This window comes from Actinomadura sp. 9N407, assembly GCF_044326315.1.
GTDB lineage: Bacteria > Actinomycetota > Actinomycetes > Streptosporangiales > Streptosporangiaceae > Spirillospora.
This window is the reverse complement of record NZ_JBIRAW010000027.1, coordinates 38,107-55,051: the sequence shown is the minus strand read 5'-3', so window position 1 is coordinate 55,051 and position 16,945 is coordinate 38,107. Positions and strand designations below refer to the sequence as shown.

At 71.2% G+C, this 16,945-nt stretch carries 15 protein-coding genes; 3 read left to right on the top strand and 12 right to left on the bottom strand.

What is annotated here, in order from left to right:
* Positions 1-201: 201 nt before the first annotated feature.
* The 7 genes from ACH34Q_RS33410 to ACH34Q_RS33380 form a co-directional block, all read right to left on the bottom strand.
* Positions 202-558 (bottom strand): hypothetical protein, encoded by a 357-nt coding sequence (locus ACH34Q_RS33410; RefSeq protein WP_395987120.1) that lies wholly within the window; start codon positions 556-558, stop codon positions 202-204.
* Positions 559-562: 4 nt separating this feature from the next.
* Positions 563-1,336, bottom strand: coding sequence for an ABC transporter ATP-binding protein (locus ACH34Q_RS33405; protein WP_395987119.1), 774 nt, complete (start codon positions 1,334-1,336; stop codon positions 563-565).
* Complete coding sequence (locus tag ACH34Q_RS33400) at positions 1,333-2,151, bottom strand: ABC transporter ATP-binding protein (RefSeq protein WP_395987118.1); 819 nt, start codon at positions 2,149-2,151, stop codon at positions 1,333-1,335. The genes ACH34Q_RS33405 and ACH34Q_RS33400 overlap by 4 nt, the downstream gene beginning before the upstream one ends.
* A complete protein-coding gene (locus ACH34Q_RS33395; protein WP_395987117.1) occupies positions 2,138-4,417 on the bottom strand; it encodes an ABC transporter permease in 2,280 nt (759 codons plus the stop codon). The genes ACH34Q_RS33400 and ACH34Q_RS33395 overlap by 14 nt, the downstream gene beginning before the upstream one ends.
* Positions 4,417-4,545 carry a hypothetical protein gene (locus ACH34Q_RS33390; protein ID WP_395987116.1) on the bottom strand — a complete coding sequence of 43 codons (129 nt, stop codon included), beginning with the start codon at positions 4,543-4,545 and terminating at the stop codon, positions 4,417-4,419. Before ACH34Q_RS33390 ends, ACH34Q_RS33395 begins: the two co-directional genes overlap by 1 nt.
* A 79-nt stretch (positions 4,546-4,624) precedes the next feature.
* Positions 4,625-6,031 (bottom strand): ABC transporter substrate-binding protein, encoded by a 1,407-nt coding sequence (locus tag ACH34Q_RS33385; protein WP_395987115.1) that lies wholly within the window; start codon positions 6,029-6,031, stop codon positions 4,625-4,627.
* 124 nt (positions 6,032-6,155) lie between these two features.
* Positions 6,156-6,917 carry an SDR family NAD(P)-dependent oxidoreductase gene (locus ACH34Q_RS33380; protein WP_395987114.1) on the bottom strand — a complete coding sequence of 254 codons (762 nt, stop codon included), beginning with the start codon at positions 6,915-6,917 and terminating at the stop codon, positions 6,156-6,158.
* A gap of 330 nt (positions 6,918-7,247) precedes the next feature.
* Here ACH34Q_RS33380 and ACH34Q_RS33375 point away from each other — a divergent pair, with 330 nt between their 5' ends.
* Positions 7,248-8,915, top strand: coding sequence for a class I adenylate-forming enzyme family protein (locus tag ACH34Q_RS33375; protein ID WP_395987113.1), 1,668 nt, complete (start codon positions 7,248-7,250; stop codon positions 8,913-8,915).
* A 59-nt stretch (positions 8,916-8,974) separates the two neighbouring features.
* Here ACH34Q_RS33375 and ACH34Q_RS33370 read toward each other — a convergent pair whose 3' ends face one another.
* Complete coding sequence (locus tag ACH34Q_RS33370; RefSeq protein WP_395987112.1) at positions 8,975-10,081, bottom strand: DUF2867 domain-containing protein; 1,107 nt, start codon at positions 10,079-10,081, stop codon at positions 8,975-8,977.
* 308 nt (positions 10,082-10,389) lie between these two features.
* Between ACH34Q_RS33370 and ACH34Q_RS33365 the strand changes: the two genes are divergently transcribed.
* The gene (locus ACH34Q_RS33365; RefSeq protein ID WP_395987111.1) at positions 10,390-10,845 is read left to right on the top strand and encodes an excisionase family DNA-binding protein; all 456 of its coding nucleotides are present in this window, start codon (positions 10,390-10,392) and stop codon (positions 10,843-10,845) included.
* Positions 10,846-10,847: 2 nt separating this feature from the next.
* Positions 10,848-11,405, top strand: a complete 558-nt coding sequence (locus tag ACH34Q_RS33360) for a PIN domain-containing protein (RefSeq protein ID WP_395987110.1) — start codon at positions 10,848-10,850, stop codon at positions 11,403-11,405.
* A 117-nt stretch (positions 11,406-11,522) separates the two neighbouring features.
* On the opposite strand, the gene ACH34Q_RS33355 is transcribed toward ACH34Q_RS33360, so the two are convergent.
* From ACH34Q_RS33355 to ACH34Q_RS33340, 4 genes are all read right to left on the bottom strand, one after another.
* A complete protein-coding gene (locus tag ACH34Q_RS33355; RefSeq protein ID WP_395987109.1) occupies positions 11,523-13,076 on the bottom strand; it encodes a DUF6297 family protein in 1,554 nt (517 codons plus the stop codon).
* On the bottom strand, positions 13,073-13,690 hold the full coding sequence (ccmA, locus tag ACH34Q_RS33350) for a heme ABC exporter ATP-binding protein CcmA (RefSeq protein ID WP_395987108.1): 618 nt from the start codon (positions 13,688-13,690) through the stop codon (positions 13,073-13,075). Before ccmA ends, ACH34Q_RS33355 begins: the two co-directional genes overlap by 4 nt.
* 115 nt (positions 13,691-13,805) lie before the next feature.
* A complete protein-coding gene (locus ACH34Q_RS33345) occupies positions 13,806-14,420 on the bottom strand; it encodes a PaaI family thioesterase (protein WP_395987107.1) in 615 nt (204 codons plus the stop codon).
* A gap of 41 nt (positions 14,421-14,461) precedes the next feature.
* Entirely contained in the window at positions 14,462-16,696 is a 2,235-nt protein-coding gene (locus ACH34Q_RS33340) for an acyl-CoA dehydrogenase (protein WP_395987106.1), read from the bottom strand.
* Between the last annotated feature and the right edge of the window lie 249 nt (positions 16,697-16,945).

The window sequence follows — 16,945 nt, the reverse complement described above, 5'->3', positions numbered from 1 at the left end:
CTCGGTCTTCGGCCCTGTCGCCGCCGCGCGAACGCTACTGCTGGGCGGCGGTCCTGACGCTAAAACAGCGGGATGACCGGGCGTTCCGGCCATCCCGCTGATTGGGAGTTTCGTACAGTGAAATTCGGGCGCTGAAACCCAGGCCCTGGAACTCGGGGCCCTGAACTCGGGGCGCTGAAGCCCTCGTCGAGAACGGCCGGCCTAGGCCTTCCGGTTCTCCAGTGCCGCGGTGATCTGGTCGGTCCGGTCCTGGGACTCGACGAGCTGGCGCAGCAGCCACAGCCGCAGCACCCGGCTCAGCGCCGACGCCAGGTAGAGCGCGGCGCCCACGACGGTGAGGGCGGCGAACGCCGTCGCCAGCGCCTGGAACGAGCCGACGTTGCGCAGGTCGTCCTGCGCGAGCGAGTTGTTGTACGCGATGAACGCGCCGACCACGCCGACCACCATCAGCAGCACGCCGACGATGCGCTGCACGCCGTCGAACCTGCCCTGGTCGGTCTTGAGCTTCTGACCCGCCACGTCGTCCTTGAACTGCGTGCGGCGTTCCTCGGTGAGCATCCCGTCAACCTCCTAGATAGTCGCTGGACAGCCGGTCCTCGATCGCGTCCGGGCTGCCGGCGGCCACGACCCTCCCGTTCAGCATGAGCGCGGCGGTGTCGGCGATCGGCAGCACCGCGCGGGCGAACTGCTCGGCGCACAGCACCGACAGGCCGCCCTCGACGAGTTCGGCGACCGTCTCGTACATCCGGCTCACGATCATCGGCGCCAGTCCCATGGACAGCTCGTCGAGCAGCAGCACCGCCGGATCGGTGCCGAGCGCGCGGGCCAGCGCCAGCATCTGCTGCTCGCCGCCGGACATCGAGCCGGCGAGCTGGCCGCGCCGCTCGCCCAGTACGGGGAAGCGGGCGTACGCCTTCTCCTCCATGTCGGGCAGCCGGGCGCCGGTCCCCGTGGCGGCCCACAGGTTCTCCCGTACGGTCAGGTTCGGGAAGATCCCCCGGCCTTCGGGGATGGAGCACACACCCAGCCGGGCGGCCTCCTGCGCCGAGATGCCGTTCATCTTGCGGCCCACGTACCGCAGCTCCCCGCCGGTGGCCGGGAGCAGCCCCGCGCAGACCTTCATCGTGGTGGACTTGCCGCCGCCGTTGGGGCCGAGCAGGGCCAGCAGCGAGCCCGGCCGCAGCACCAGGTCCACGCCGTGCAGGACCTCGATCGCGCCGTACCCGGCCCGGATCCCCGCCAGCTCCAGCAGCGGCTCTTGTTCCATGCTGAGGGCTCCGCCCCCCGGCTGGGGCTCCGCCCCTAGCCCCCGGTCGGCCTCGCTTCGCCCGGTCATGCCGCCTCCTCCGTACCGATGTAGGCGGCGATGACCTCCGGCGAGTCCTTGATCTCGCGGGGCGTGCCGGAGGCGATCCGTGCCCCGTAGTCCAGGACGTGGATCGTCTCGCAGAGCCCCATCACCAGCGGCAGGTCGTGCTCGACCAGGCAGATCGCCAGGCCCTCGGCGGCCAGGCCGGTGAGCATCTCCGCGAACGCCTCGGTCTCGCGGTCGGTCTGGCCGGAGGCGGGCTCGTCCAGCAGCAGCACGCGCGGCGAGGTCATCAGCGCGCGGGCGACCTCGACGACGCGGGCCCGGCCGATCGGGATGTCCGACACGTCGCGATCGGCGATGTCGGTCAGCCCGGTCCGTTCCAGCACCTTGTCGGTGGCCTCGTCCAGGTCGAAGCGCGCCCTGCCCTTGAGGCCGCTGCTGGACTTGAGGATGTCGCCCGCCACGCGGACGTTGTCGCGTACCGACAGCGACAGGAACAGTTCCAGCCGCTGGAACGTACGCGCCATGCCGCGCCGCGCGCGCTTGGACGGGGACAGCTTCGTGATGTCGGTGCCGTCCAGCAGCACCCGCCCGGAGTCGGGCTTCTGCAGGCCGGTCATCGTGTTGAACAGCGTGGTCTTGCCGGCGCCGTTCGGGCCGATCAGGCCGGTGATCTGCCCCTCGGCCATGCCGAGGCTGACGTCGTTGACGGCCGTGTTGCCGCCGAACTTCACCACGATGCCCCGTGTTTCCAGGATGGGCATCCCCAGAACGGGGGTACCGGGCTCGGGGGTGCTGGGCTCGGGGTTGCTGGGGACGGGGGTTTCAGGCGGTGACACTGGCCTCTCCCTTCTCGGCGGGGATCGGTGGGATGACGTGGTTCCCCGGACGGCCCCTGGTGGGGCGGTGGGCGACGGGCAGGCGCAGCTCGCGGTCGAGCTTGGCGCGCAGCTCGTCGGTGTACGGCTCGTCCACGCCCAGCAGCGCGAGCGGCGTCTCCCGGCGGCGGCCCTCCTCGGTGAGCATCTTCCCGATGACGGGCAGCAGCATGATCACGCACAGCGCGACGACGGCGAACGTCCAGACGCCGATCACGCCGGCCAGCGCCAGCGCGTACACCAGCACGCCGAACGCGGCGCCGCCGTACAGGACGGGCCTGGTCCCGCGCAGTCCCCGGTACGAATCGATGATGTCGTGCACGAAGCCGCTGGGGTTCTTGCCGACGCCCATCCCGACGAGCGCGGTGCCCACCAGGACCAGATGGCCGAGCGCGGTGAAGATCGACGCCATCGACTCGTGCTCCAGCGCCAGGTCGCTGAACGTGCCCACCAGGACGGACGCGCCGACGCCGATCATCAGACCGCCGAACAGGGCACCGCTGATGTAGCCGATCCCGGCCACCACGGTCATCATCACCAGCCCCAGGCTGGCCATGATCACGAAGTTCTCCTGGGAGACCGAGCCGGTGGCGGCCGACATCAGCACGCCGCCCAGCCCGGCGATCGCCGCGGAGATCATGAAGACGCTCAGCTTCAGCCTGACCAGGTTCTGGCCGAGCATCGCCGAGGCCGCCGGGCTGTCCTTCATGGCCGCCAGCCGGCGCCCGTACCCGCTGCTGCGCAGCGCGGCCAGCGCGATGCCCAGCAGCGCGAACAGCACGGTCGCCGTCATCAGGAACGTGTCCCCGTCCCGCAGGTCAAGCGGGCCGATCTTGGGTGGCGGGACGACCAGTGCGCCGTCCGGGAACACCGTGAACTTCATCCCGAACAACTCGTGCTCGGTGGTGTCGCGCAGCACCATGTTCGACAGGAAGACGCCGAACGCCATGGTCGCCAGCGCCAGGTAGAGGCCGCGCAATCGCAGCGCCGGAAGCGCCACGAGCCCGCCGACCAGGGCCGCCGCCAGGATCGCCAGCACGATGCCCTGGAGGTTGAGCCGCGCCGCCATCCCGGAGCCCTCCATGCCGAAGTGGAAGGCCACGATCGTGGCCACCGCCCCGAACGACAGCGGAGCCAGGTTCAGCTCGCCGGCGTACCCGGTCAGTACGGTCAGCGAGAGGGCGATGATCGCGAACGTCATGCCCAGCGCGAACGTGGTGACGCCGGAGTCCTCCAGCAGCAGGCTGTAGAGGAACACCACGCCGACCAGGACCAGGCCCCAGACGGCCGCGGCCCGTACGGTCGGGGCCCGGTAGCGCTCGCGGGTCCGGATCGCGGCCCCGCGCAGCCGGTCCTGCGGCAGCACGACCAGCACCACGAAAAGGATGATCATGGGTAGCGAGACCCGCAGGTTGCCGGTCAGCGTGCCCGCGGAGGGCACGTAGGCCAGCACGTACGTGGCGGCCAGGCCGAGCACCATCGCGCCCACGAAGGTGCGCGGGATGCTGCGCAGCCGGCCGAACATCGCCGCCGCGAAGGCGTCGATCACCAGCAGCGTCAGCGCGTTGGCCTCCAGCGCGCCGCCGCTGATCGGGACGACCAGGACGCCGGCCACCACCGCGAGGGTGGAGCCCAGCACCCACGACAGCATGGCCGCCCGCTCGGGGTCGTGGCCGTTCAGCCGCAGCAGGTCGGGGTCGTCCACGGAGCCGCGCATCACCACGCCCGTCCGGCTGCGGGTGAACAGCACCCGCAGCCCGACGGCGATGGCCACGGCGGCGACGAGGCAGACGATCTCGTGGTAGCGGATCACGACGCCGGCCACGGTCAGCTTGGCGTCCGCGCCGAAGAACATGTCCACGGTGCGGGTCTGGTCCGGGTTCCAGATCCAGTGCGCCAGATAGACCGCGCCGAGCAGCACCGCCACGGTCACGATGATCTTCGTGACATCGGCGGTGTCGCGCAGCCCCTTCATGATCACGGCATGCAGCGCCGCGCCCATCGCCGGGCCGACCAGGCCCACCACCACGAGCACCGACAGCCAGGTCGGCCAGCCCCAGCCCTGCGAGAACTGCCAGTACAGGAACGTTCCGAACATCGCCTGCGCGCCGTGCGCGAAGTTGAAGATGCCCGAGGTGTTGTAGGTCAGGACGAGCCCGGACGCCGCGATGGAGTACACCGCGCCCAGGACGAGCCCCAGGATCGTGTAGGTCAGGAACGTCGTCATCAGGTCACCGCCCTCCAGCGGTCGGGAACGCCGTCATCGGTCACGGTCGGATCCGCATGGGTCTCCACCCGGGTCTCCACCCGGATCGCGGCCGGATCGGTCGCCGCCGGGTCTACGGAGATCGCCATTCGGACCGCCATTGATCGTCGGACCGCCATTGATCGTCGAACTGCCATTGATCGCGCCTTACGTCGCCGCCGTGGGGGGTCAGGCCTTGGGCCGGATCACGTCGTCGGTCAGGTACGTGGTGGCGATCCGGTCCTTGTCGAGCTTGGTGCCCCAGGTCTTGGGGTCGGTCTCGAGCACGAAGTCGGCGCCGCACTCGAACTCGCCGATGTTCTTGGGGTGCACCTGCTCGTACTTGGTGCCGTTGAGCTTGACCATCAGCGAGCAGGAGGCCGGCTTGTTACGGCCCGGGTCGCTCGGCGCGTGCAGCCCGCCGCCGGTCCACTCGTGCACCTTGGACAGCTCGTTGATCACGCACTGCCGGGTGAGGTCGGAGCCGCACTTCTGGGCCGACTGCGCCCAGAGCAGGAACGAGGAGGTGGCCTGCATGCCGAGCAGCGCGGTCTTGCCCTTCTGGGCGTTGACCAGGTCCAGGTACTGCTTGACCGCCGGGACCTTGGCGGCGTTCTCGAACGGCTGGAACATCATGCTGATGTGGATGTTGTTCCCGGTACCGGCCTTGTTCCACTGGGCCACCGCGTTGCCGTACCAGGTCGACTCGAACAGGTACGTGGGCTTGACGCCGGCCCGCTCGATCGACTCCAGCAGGCTGAACTGGCCGGGGTCGGGCGAGTCGGAGGTCCACAGCACCTCGGCGCCGCAGTCCTTGATCTTCTCGGCGAACGGCATGTAGCTGCTCTCGCCCTTGTCGTTCAGCTTGACCCCGCAGTTCAGCGGCTCGGTCCCGATCTTCTTCATCGCCGCGGCGATCTTGTTGTTTCCGGTGCTCACCGCCGGCGAGGTCGACAGCAGCAGGTCGGTCTTGTCCTTGAACGCCGGGAACTTGTCCTGGGCGATCCGCAGCGCGCCGACGTTGAGCAGGTCCACCGGGTACGGGAGCGCCTCGTACTTCATCGGGCCCATCACCGCGTTCGGGCCGATGCTGAAGCCCGCGACCGTGGGCAGCTTGCAGCCGACCCGGTACTGCTCGGCGGCCTCGTCCATGGCGAAGCCCTGGCCGACCATCATGAAGTCCTGCTTGCAGGACTCCTGCATGACCTTGACCGACTGGGTGTAGGCGGCGTCGTACTGGTTGCCCTTGATCTTGCGGCCGTTGATGCCGCCCTGCGTGTTACACCAGTCGATCATCGCCTTGACGGCGTCGCCCATCTCCTTGGACAGGCCCGGCGCCTGCGGGAAGCCGCGGTCGTCGCCGAAGCCGATGGTGATCTCCTTGTCGGTGATCCCCTGGTCGGTGGCGCCCTTGGCGTCGCCCTTGCCGCACGGCGACGGCATGGTTCCGAACGCCTTGGCGCCGGCGGCCGCGTCGCCGCCGGCCTGCTCGGCCGGCAGGCCGTCGGAGCCGGAGCGCTCGCTCGCGCAGGCGGTCGTGATCATCGCGAGAGCCACGGCGCCTGCCGCCAGGCGCCCGATCTTGTCGACCTTCATCGGTCGTACTCCTTTCACCGGCCGCCGGGGCGGCGAGGTGGGGGTGGAAATGAGGTGAGCGGGAGCAGTGGGATGTGGCGGGGCATAGGGGGCCGGGGACGTACCGCCGCCGGCCCGCGGATGATCAGCCGAAGAACGCCTGCCCGCCGTCGAGCGGCACGGTGGCGCCGGTCAGGTAGCGCAGGCCCGGCTGGACGAGCGACACCACGGCCTGGCCGATGTCCTGCTCGCAGTCGCCGATGTAGCCGAGCGGGATCGTCCTGCGGAATTCCTCGGCCGCCTCGGGGTCGGCCTCCGCCCAGCGCTTCAGCCCTGGTGAGAGGGCATGCGGCGCGATCGAGTTGGCGCGGATGCCGTCGGGGCCCCATTCGCCCGCCGCGGTACGGGTCAGCGAGCGCAGCGCCTGCTTGGCCGCGGCGTACGCCCCGTACGTGGCGGGGTCCCAGCGGACCATGGCCGAGGTGACCAGGTTGATGATGCTGCCGCCACCGCGCGCCTTCATGTGCGGGTGGCAGGCCTTCATGAAGGCGAACGCGGCGAACGGGCCGCTGCGAAACCCCTTCTGGAAGTCGGCGTCGCTCATCGACAGCAGCGGGCCGTACTTCCCCGAGTACGCGTTGTTCACCAGGATGTCGATGCCGCCGAACCGGCCGGCGATCTGCTCCACCAGGCCGGGGATCGCCTCGAGGTCGCCGACGTCGCAGCCGAACGCCTCGGCCTTGCCGCCGCGCTCGGCGATCAGCTCGCACGTCGCGTCCAGCTTGGCCACCGTACGGCCGAGCACCGCGACGGTCGCGCCCTCCGATGCGAGCGCCAAAGCGATGCCCTGACCGACGCCTTGTCCAGCGCCGGTCACGATCGCGACCTTTTCGTCGAGGCTTCCCATGGTTCTCCCGGTGATGTGAATGTCCAGGGTGTTCGTGTCCCGGTGGAGGCCATGGTGATGTGACCTGACACACCCAATACGCTGAGTCCCGCTCACCGGGAACGCGGTGCACGTTCGCCCCCCGCCCGCGGCGGTCTCACTGAGCGGGAAAGCCTGATCAGAGCCGGATTCGGGAACGACAATGAGCGCCCGGGCACGATCGGCGAGCACGCTTGGTGAGCACGGTCGGTAAGCGCGGTCGGCGAGCACGGTCGGTAAGCACCCGCGGCAGGCACGGCCGGCGAGAACGGCGCGACCGGCGGGTTCGAGAGAAGCGAAGCGGGAGGGCTCATGGCCATGACGGCGATGGACATCGTGCGGGGGCTCACGGGCCCCGGCGGTGAGTTCGAACTGCGCGAGGAGGACGTCCTCGGCGCGCGGATCCCGGTGTTCGCCGGGAGGGCGCGCGGGCTCGGTGAGGTGCTGGCCAGGTCCGCCGCGTACGGCGACGCCGACTACATCGTCACCGCGCGGGAGCGGCTGACCTTCGCCGAGCACGCCGCGCTGGTCGCGTCGCTGGCCGCGCTGCTGCGCGAGGAGTACGGGGTACGCCCCGGCGACCGTGTCGCGATCAACGCCGCCAACTCGCCGGGCTGGATCCTCGCGTTCTGGGCCACGATCGCCGCCGGCGCCGTGGCCGTGGGCTACAACGCCTGGTGGACCAGGCACGAGGTCGAGTACGCGCTCGGGCACACCGAGCCCAAGGTCCTCATCGCCGACGCCAAGCGCGCCGCCCTACTCCCAGAATGGGCGGACACGGCCCCCGAGCGGGACGGCATGACGCTGCTCCGCATCGAGGAGATCGCCGAGGCCGCCCGCAGCCGCTACCCGGACGCCGTCCTGGACATCCCCGAGGCCGCCGAGGACGACCCCGCGGTGATCCTCTACACGAGCGGCACGTCCGGCCGGCCCAAGGGCGCCGTGCACACTCACCGCAACCTGACCTCGGTGATCGAGTACCACCGGATGAACGACGCGCTGATGCGCGCGTTCGGCGACCCCACCGACCCGGCGAGCCGCCGCTACCTGCTGGTCCTGCCGCTGTTCCACATCGCGAGCCTGCACAACCTGGCGATCCCCCGGCTGGCCACCGGCAGCGCTGTGATCCTGCACGAGGGCGGCTTCGACGTCGACAAGGTGCTGCGGCTGATCGAGGCCGAGCGGGTCACCAACTGGGGCGCGGTCCCGACCATGGCGAACCGGCTGATCGAGCACGGTGACCTGTCCGGGTACGACCTGTCCTCGCTGCGGTCGTTCGCGCTCGCGTCGGCGCCGTCGTCGCCCGCGTTCAAGGACAAGCTGCGCAAGGCGTTCCCGCCCGCCCGGGACGCGCTGGTCGACAGCTACGGGCTCACCGAGACCTGCACCGCGGTGACCGCCGCCTCGCCGCCCGACCTCGCCGAGGCGCCCGGCACGCTGGGCCGCCCGATCGTCGGCGTCTCGGTGGAGATCCGCGACGCCGACGACCGCGCGCTGCCCGAGGGCGAGGAGGGCGAGGTCTGCGTGCGCAGCGCGTTCAACATGCTGGGCTACTGGCGGGACGAGGCCGCCACCGGCCGTTCCATCGACGCCGGCCGCTGGCTGCACACCGGCGACATCGGCGTGATCGAGGAGGGCCGGCTGCGGCTGACCACCCGGCGCTCCGACCTGATCCTGCGCGGCGGCGAGAACGTCTACCCGGCCGAGATCGAGAACGTGCTGGCCGAGTACCCCGGCGTCCGCGAGTGCATCGTGCTCGGTACCCCGCACAAGGACCTCGGCCAGGAGGTCATGGCCGTGGTCGTCTTCGCCGACGGCGCCGCGGGCGACCAGGCCGGCCGGGAGAAGGAGCTGGCCGACTTCGCGAAGGAACGGCTGGCCTACTTCAAGGTCCCGTCCCGCTGGAAGATCAGCACCGAGCCCCTCCCCCGCAACGCCACCGGCAAGGTCATCCGCAAGGACGTCGAAGCCACCCTCTGAAACTCTTCACCGGGGTACAGGCATTACCGGGGTACGCAGCCTTACCTGGGCACGCAGCCTTAGCGGGGTACCCGGACCTTCTCCGCCGCGTCGCGGAGGAGGCCGGGCGCCAGCCGGCGATGGACGGCGGACAACGGTGGCCATACGGCACGGCCGAGGCGCCGGTCATAGCGCAGGAAGGTCCCCAGCGACACCCCTCCATCGATGGCCCGTACGACGAGGTTGCAGGTCAGGAACCACGACGCGGCTTCGAGCCGGATCCAGTCTTCGCCACGTTCGGCGATCCGCCATCCGGCCACGGTGTCGGGTGATCGTCCTCGGCTGAGCCGGATGCCGAGGAACCCGCGCCAGATCAGCTTCTCCGCCGCACTGGGGACGTCGCCGAACATCGTCCGCGCCCATTCCTCCGGCGTCACGTCCGTGCCCGTGCCGGCGTCCACGGAGAGGGTGAAGTGGTCGGCGTAATCGATGTCAGGCAACGAACTGAGAGCGCGGATGGACTCAGGGACGTTGCCGGTTCCCACGGCACTGTGAATTCCCACGGCACTGTGGACGGCGGCCGGGCTCCCGCCGTCCGGCCCCGGGCGCCCACGGTCCCGCCACGTGTGTTCCATCTGCCGGGTGAACGCGGGGAAGACGATGAGGCGCCGGAACGGCGAGATGGCGGCCATGTAGAGCCGTCCCAGCGGGCCGTTGGGCTTCACCAGGACCGCCATCCGCAGTTCGTGCCCGCCCTTCTCGGCCGGCGCCCACCCGAGATGCATGACCGCATGGACGGTCTTGCTCGCCAGTTCGAGGGCGCACTCGTCGCCGAGCTCGTACACCGGAGTGAACGGCGCCATACCGGCGTCCGAGCCACCCGGGGCCTCGCGGAGGTCGTTCGGCAGGCGGTCGCGCAGCGACCGGGTCCGCGCCCCGACGCCCTCCTTGGACTTGTCCAGTCCCAGGAGCGCACCGACCTTCCAGCGCACCGCGAGCAGGAACCGCAACGGCAGAGGGTCTCTCTTGGGGCCGCCGGGCGCCTGCAGTGCGGCGAGCATCGTGGGAAAGTCGTCCGGCCCGGCGCCGGGCGTGCGGAACGCCCACACGTCCTCGAGCCGGAAGTCGCCGGCGATCTCGTGGATCCGCCAGGACCGACTGGTGTGCGCGGTGTTCGGGAGCCTCATGGCCGCAGCCGCCTTTCCTCTACCCGCGGACGGTCGTGACGACGGCGCCGCCATCAAGGGGCGCCACTCACCGTCTCAAGCTCATTTATACGGTGGCGTATAGAAGAAGCCTAGCCCGCTTATACGGGGCCGTATATACGGCGTGAGGTGAGCCGAGACACACCGCGACCACCCCCCATCATTCGAATCTTTGTTCGATGTTTGCCCGGGCGCCGATCACATGGGGTTCTCGCGGCGTCTTGCGTTCGCTTCGTTTATTTCGCATACTGCGAAGAGACCAGACGAGGCGGAGGCGGTGAGGGGGAGCCATGGCGGATATCCAGGTCAGGCGGATCGAGCCCGGGGCGATCGACTCCGAGCAGGCCGCGCGGGCCGTACAGCGGATCAAGGACTACCTCCAGCGCAACCCCGACGAGCAGACCATCAGGGTGCAGGCGGAGGTCGGCGGCGAAGAGGCGCTGGTCCTGCCGCGGCCGGCGGTGAGCCTGCTGGCCTACATCCTGTCCCAGGCGGCCGCCGGGCGAGGGGTGTCGGTCATGCCCTCGCACGCCGAGCTGACGACCCAGCAGGCCGCCGACCTCCTGAACGTCTCGCGCCCGTACCTGATCGGGCTGCTGGAGGCCGGGACGATCCCGTTCAAGCTGGTCGGCCGGCACCGCCGCGTCAGGTGGGACGACCTCATGCACTACAAGCGCGAGACCGAGGCGCAGAGCCGTGCCGCCGCCGACGAACTCGCCGACCTCGGCCAGGAGCTGGGCATCTGACCATGACGTTCGTAGTGGTCTACGACGCCTGCGTCCTGTACGGCAACACGCAGCGCGACCTGCTGATCCGTATCGCCCAGTCGGGCCTGGTCCAGGCGAAGTGGAGCAACGCCATCCTCGACGAGATGCAGCGGAACCTCGCCACCAACCGCCCGGACATCCCGGCGGAGAAGCTGGCCAGGCTGCGCGCTCTGATGAACCGGGCGGTCCCCGACGTCCTCGTCGAGGGCCACGAGCCGCTGATCGAGTCGCTGAAGCTGCCCGATCCGAAGGACCGGCACGTCCTGGCCGCCGCGATCAAGGCGCCCGCGCAGATGATCGTCACCTCGAACCTGCGGGACTTCCCGGCCGGGATGCTCGCGCCCTGGGACGTGGAGGCCAAGAGCCCCGACGACTTCGTCCTCGACCAGATCGACTTCGACGACCGGGTCATCTGGGCCTGCGTCCAGCAGATCGTCGACTCGCGGAGCAACCCGCCGGAGACCCTCGATGACGTCCTCGACGCCCTCGAACGCGCCGGCCTCGTCGAGTCCGTCGCAGCCCTGCGCACCCGCAACTAGGGCCTGTCTCAAAGTCCTCAGCCACCGCGCGAGCGCGTTACCTGGCCGGTGAGGCGAAGCCGAAGGCGAGCCTCACCGGCCAGATCGCGAAGCGATGCCGCGCTCGCACAGGCCCGGTTAGGTGTGAGCCGCCAGGCGAGCACCGTGGGCCGGGACTTTAAAACACAGCGCTGCCAGCACGGCGGCGCCCGATACCGCCTGTGCTGCGAGCAGTGGGGCGGTCACTCCGCCGGTGATGGCCGTGAGTGCGGGCAGGCAGCCGAGCAGGGCGATGTCGGCGCCGGTCAGTGCCCACAGCACCGGTCCGAGCGGGACCATCCCGATGACCGTGTCCAGGGCGGGCATCGCGTGGTCGATCGGGCGGCGCCGCGCCAGCCGCAGCGCGCCGGCCGCCAGCGCGGGCGCGCACAGCGGACCGAGCAGCCACAACGGCCCGGGTGTCCGCAACGGCCCGCCGGAGCCCGAGATATCCAGGGAGCCCGGAATGTTCAGGGAGCCCGAGAGGTCCAGTGCCGCCAGGGCCAGGGTCAGCCAGGCGCCGCCGAGCAGCGCGGGCAGTACCGCCCGCGCCGCGAGGAGGGCGCGGGGACCGGAGCCCAGCAGCCGGGCCAGCGCCGGGTCCCCGGCATCCCGGCACGCTCCCGCAGTGCCCGTCGCGGCGGCCGCCAACGCTCCTACGGCGAGCACGATCAACGCCCCTGACGTTCCACCGCCCGCCCTCGCGGCCAGCACGGGCAGGACGGGCGTCGCCGCCACCAGCGCGAGCCGTCCGGGCCGCCGCGCCAGCCGCCGCCAGTCCAGCCAGGCCACCGCCGCCACACCGCGCAGCCGGGACGGCCACGCGCGCGAACGCAGCACGCGCGAACGCCAGTGCGCGTCCTCGGCGATCCAGGTCAGCGAGCTCGGGTCCATGACGCCGACCGCGGCCGTCACGTTCCCGGTCCGGGCCGAGGCGTCCAGGACGGCGCGCGCCGGGATGCGCGGGACGGCCGTCCAGGCCCGCCCGGTGAGGGCGGCGGCCACGGCGGCCGATGCGGTCGCCGCCGCCGACCAGGCCGCCACCGGCGCGGAGGCGATCCAGGCGAGCGATCCCTGGCCCGGTCCCATGCTCATGGCCGTCACGGCGACCGCCGCGACCGCGAGGGCGATGATCGTTGTCACCAGGCGGCCGTCCCAGGTCTGCCACGCCTGCGCCAGAACGGCCGCCGACATCCCGCCCAGCGTCCACGCCGTACCGATCACCACCGCCGTGAGCAGCCGGAGTGGCAGCTCGTCCGAGGCGCCGAGCGCGCCCAGCAGGCCCAGTCCGACGGCCGCGCCTCCAACGGCGCACACCACGCCAAGGACCAGCAGCGTGCGGGCCAGCACGCCCCGGCGCGGCAACGGCGACAGCACCAGCCATGCCGCGTCCGCCGCCGACACCGCCACAGGCCCGAACGCGCGCGCGGCGGCCAGCGAACCCGCCACCAGCAACGCGATCAGCGCCAGGCCGGCGCCCGCCCGTGCCGGGTCCACCTCGCGCGGAACGGCCGACACCATGTGATCGATCGCCGGGAAGGCCAGCAGCACCAGCATGCCGATCCCCAGCAGCGTGGAGTACCGGTCCGTCCAGGTGGGGCGCCTGCGGCCTCGGCCACGCACGAACGTCCGGACCTCCGCCGCCCCGGTCACGCGGCGGCCTCCAGATCGACACGGCGGGCGCCCTCGGCGAACCGCAGGTCGTGCGTCACCATCACCACCGCGCCGCCGTCCGCCGCGTACTCGGCGAGAAGCCGCGCGAGCCGTTCCCGGAACGCCGCGTCGAGCCCGCGCTCCGGCTCGTCCAGCAGCAGCACCCGGCTCGGCCGCAGCAGCGCCATGGCCAGCGACAGCCGCTGGCGCTGCCCGGTCGACATCGACGTCGGCGCCCGGTCGGCGCATCCGGTCAGCTCGAACAGCTCCAGCGCCGCCGCCACCTCCAGCCGCCCCGGCCCGTGGACCGCGCGCATCAGCTCCAGGTGCTCCCGTACGGTCAGCCCTGGATACCAGGCGGGCTCGTCGCCGACCATGACGACGTCCCGCCAGAAGCCCGGCTCGTCCACCGGCGGGCGCCCCAGCACGCCGACGCTGCCCGTGGCTCGCTGCAGCCCCGCCAGGCAGCGCAGCAAGGTCGTCTTGCCGGCACCGTTGGCGCCGACCACCGCCACCACGTCCCCCGCCGCGACCGTGAGATCGACTCCGCGCAGCACCGGAACGCCGCCCAATTCCACACCCACATCACGGGCCACGATGATCGTTTCTGGCATGCCCCCAACCTATGCGGGAGGCCGTGATGTGAGAGGCCCAGATGCGGGAGGCCCAGATGCGGGAGGCCCGTGACGCTCACGGGTGGGGCTCACAGGTTGCGACGGGGTCAGGGTCTCAGCGTGGGCGGCCCATGTCCTTGGAGATGAACAGGCCCTCCGCGGTGACGCACACCTCGCCGTCCGCCGAGATGGAGCCGGCCGTACGGATCTTGCGCCCGTCCACCGAGAGCAGCCGCCCGCTGATGGTCAGCGGCCGGAACAGCGGCACGCGGCGGTGGTAGCGAAGCGTCAGCTCCGCCGTCATGCCGGCCGCACCGCCCCAGTGGTTGGCGACCCCGAGGGTGTGGTCCAGCAGCAGCGCCGAGACGCCGCCGTGGACGCTGGCCGGCGGGCCCTGGTACGGCAGGTCCAGCGTGACCTCCGCCTCGATGGAGCCGTCGTCCTTGCCCTCGAACGTCAGCGGCGGCGCGATCGGGTTCTCCGGCCCGGTGGCGGGGTCGTGCCGGGTGGTCCCGTCGCCCCGCCACATGTTGACCAGCCGGTCCTCCACGTCGGGAGCGTCCCGGTCCAGGTCGTCGGCGACGGCGTTCAGCCGCTCGGCGATCCCGGCCATGTCCGCACCGGAGAGGTCTCCGGCGCGCACCAACCCCGCGATGACCCGGCGGGCCGCGGCGACGGCCGCGTCCACACCGGTGTCGTTCGCGGTGGAGTTGAGCTCGACCGACATCATCTCTTTCGGTTCCCCCTGATTCTTCGGTTCGCGCTGGGTCTTCAGTTCTTGCTGACCGGCTCGGGGTCGCGGGGCAGGCCCAGCAACCGCTCGCCGATGATGTTGAGCTGCACGTCCGTGGTGCCGCCCGCGATCGACATGCTGCGCGAGCTGAGGAATCGCCAGGTCACGTCGCGGCCCTCGATCCCCACGCCCTCGCCGACGGTGTTGTCGGTGCAGACGGCGGCGTATCCGGTCCAGTCCATCGCGGTCTCCCAGACCCGCTGCATGTTCTCGCCGCCGATCAGCTTGCCGATGCTGGCCTCGGCGCCCGGCTGGCCGCCGGCCAGCGAGCGGAGCGTGGTGCGCAGCCCGAACAGGCTGCTGGACTGGGCCTCGCAGAGGATATCCCCCAGCTCGGTGAGGCGCTCATCGTCGGGGCCCGCGGGGTCGGCGGCGAGGATGCCCAGCAGCGCCTCGCCGCCATGGCCCAGCGAGGAACCGCTGCCCAGCGAGACCCGCTCGTTCGACAGCGTCGTACGGGCCAGCTTCCAGCCCTCGCCGGGAGCGCCGACCAGCATCTCGTCGGGGATGAAGACGCCGTCCAGGAAGACCTCGTTGAACAGCTCGTCCCCGGTCAGCTCGCGCAGCGGCCGGATGTCGATGCCAGGGGTGGACATGTCCAGCAGGAAGTACGACAGGCCCTTGTGCTTGGGGGCGGACGGGTCGGTACGGGCCAGCAGGATGCCCCAGTCGGCCGTCCGGGCCATGGACGTCCACACCTTCTGGCCGCTGATCTTCCAGCCGCCCTCGACCTTCTCGGCGCGGGTGGACAGCCCGGCCAGGTCGGAGCCGGCGCCGGGCTCGCTGAACAGCTGGCACCAGATGAGGTCGCCGCGCAGCGTGGCGGGCAGGAACCGCTCGTGGATCCCGGTGGCGCCGTGCTCGATCAGCGTGGGCACCACCCAGTTGCCGATGATCATGTCGTACGGGCGCAGCGCCGCCTCCCGCAGCTCCTCCGCGATCACCAGCTGGGCGACGGCGTCGGCGCCCTTGCCCCAGGGGGCCGGCAGGTGCGGGGCGGTGTAGCCGTGCTCGGCGAGGTAGGTGGTACGGGCGGCGCCGGTCAGGGTCTTGGCGGGCTCCAGTTCGGCCCGTACCTCGGCACGGATCGTCTCGGCCTCCGGCGGCAGGTCGACGCCCAGCTCGCGCCGTACACCGTCCAGGGTGAGCTTGGCGACGCGGCGGCGCCATCCGGCGGTGGGGCCGAGCAGGATCCGCAGCGTCTGGGCGCGGCGCAGGTAGAGGCCGGCGTCGTGCTCCCAGGTGAAGCCGATGCCGCCGAGGGTGTTGATGCAGTCCTTGGCGACCGCGAACCCGGCCTCCACGCTGGTGGCGCCCGCGACGGCGGCGGCCAGCGACGCCTCGCCCGGGTCGGTGCCGGGTTCCTGGGCGCGGGCGGCGTCCCAGGCGCAGGCGCGGGCCTGCTCGGCACGGGCCAGCATCCGCGCGGAGCGGTGCTTGACTCCCTGGAACTGGCCGATCGGACGGCCGAACTGCTCGCGGACCTTGGCGTACTCGGCGGCGGTCGTCGTGCACCAGTCCGCCAGCCCGGACGCCTCGGCGGCGAACAGCACGGCGGCCAGGTCCAGCACGTCCTGGTCGCCCAGGCCGGTCAGTACGGCGTCCTCGGGAACGGTCACGTCGTCGGCCGTGACCTGCGCCGGGCGCCGGGTCGGGTCATGGCTGAGCATGTTGACGACCCGGACCGCCTCGCGCGGCAGCACGATCCAGGAGGTGCCGTCACCATCGGATGTCGGAAGGACGAACAGGTCGGCGATCTGGCCGCCGAGGACCGGCTCGTACGCGCCGTTCACGGCGATGCGGTCGCCCTTGCGGGTCAGCGTCAGCCCACCCGGCCGCAGGCCGACGGCGCCGATCGTGGTGCCTTCGGCGAGCCCTTCCAGGTACGGGCTGTGCCCGGCCCCGTGGTCGGAGGCCCTGTTCAGGACGGCACCCGCGAGGGTCGTGGGCAGGAACGGCCCGGGGGTGAGCACGCGGCCCAGTTCCTCGGTCACGACGGCCAGCTCGACCAGGCCGAACCCGCCGCCGCCCGCCCGTTCCGGCAGGTGCAGGCCCAGCAGCCCCTGCTCGGCGAGCGGCTTCCAGAACGGAGGGACGGCGTCCTGTCCGGCGTCCACGGCCGCGCGTACGGTCTGGGCCGTCACGTGCCGGGACGCGAAGGCGCGCACCGCGTCGCGCAGGTCGCGGTGCTCCTGGGTCAGTCCGATGGTCATGTCCGCCTCGGTTCCGTGTGAAGGTCCTGGTGCAGGCCTGGGAGAATGGGAAACACCTGGAGATTAGAATTCATTCTGCATCTGGTCCCCGGCTGTCCCGCTGAGCGGGTCACGCCGGACGCCACCCGCACCCGCTCAGCGGGACCCTGACCAGCACAAAATTAGAATACATACTAGTTTTTGGGCCCTGTCTCGCCTTTGGGCCCCGTCTCACCTGCGGGCCCATCCGGTCCCTGAGACCCACAGCCC

Excerpts from the sequence above, each read along its gene's own strand:
- ACH34Q_RS33410 (WP_395987120.1), bottom strand. The coding sequence starts at position 558 with ATGCTCACCGAGGAACGCCGCACGCAGTTCAAGGACGACGTGGCGGGT.
- ACH34Q_RS33405 (WP_395987119.1), bottom strand. The coding sequence starts at position 1,336 with ATGACCGGGCGAAGCGAGGCCGACCGGGGGCTAGGGGCGGAGCCCCAG.
- ACH34Q_RS33395 (WP_395987117.1), bottom strand. The coding sequence starts at position 4,417 with ATGACGACGTTCCTGACCTACACGATCCTGGGGCTCGTCCTGGGCGCG.
- ACH34Q_RS33390 (WP_395987116.1), bottom strand. The coding sequence starts at position 4,545 with ATGGCGATCTCCGTAGACCCGGCGGCGACCGATCCGGCCGCGATCCGG.
- ACH34Q_RS33385 (WP_395987115.1), bottom strand. The coding sequence starts at position 6,031 with ATGAAGGTCGACAAGATCGGGCGCCTGGCGGCAGGCGCCGTGGCTCTC.
- ACH34Q_RS33380 (WP_395987114.1), bottom strand. The coding sequence starts at position 6,917 with ATGGGAAGCCTCGACGAAAAGGTCGCGATCGTGACCGGCGCTGGACAA.
- ACH34Q_RS33375 (WP_395987113.1), top strand. The coding sequence starts at position 7,248 with ATGGCCATGACGGCGATGGACATCGTGCGGGGGCTCACGGGCCCCGGC.
- ACH34Q_RS33370 (WP_395987112.1), bottom strand. The coding sequence starts at position 10,081 with ATGAGGCTCCCGAACACCGCGCACACCAGTCGGTCCTGGCGGATCCAC.
- ACH34Q_RS33365 (WP_395987111.1), top strand. The coding sequence starts at position 10,390 with ATGGCGGATATCCAGGTCAGGCGGATCGAGCCCGGGGCGATCGACTCC.
- ACH34Q_RS33360 (WP_395987110.1), top strand. The coding sequence starts at position 10,848 with ATGACGTTCGTAGTGGTCTACGACGCCTGCGTCCTGTACGGCAACACG.
- ccmA (WP_395987108.1), bottom strand. The coding sequence starts at position 13,690 with ATGCCAGAAACGATCATCGTGGCCCGTGATGTGGGTGTGGAATTGGGC.
- ACH34Q_RS33345 (WP_395987107.1), bottom strand. The coding sequence starts at position 14,420 with ATGATGTCGGTCGAGCTCAACTCCACCGCGAACGACACCGGTGTGGAC.
- ACH34Q_RS33340 (WP_395987106.1), bottom strand. The coding sequence starts at position 16,696 with ATGACCATCGGACTGACCCAGGAGCACCGCGACCTGCGCGACGCGGTG.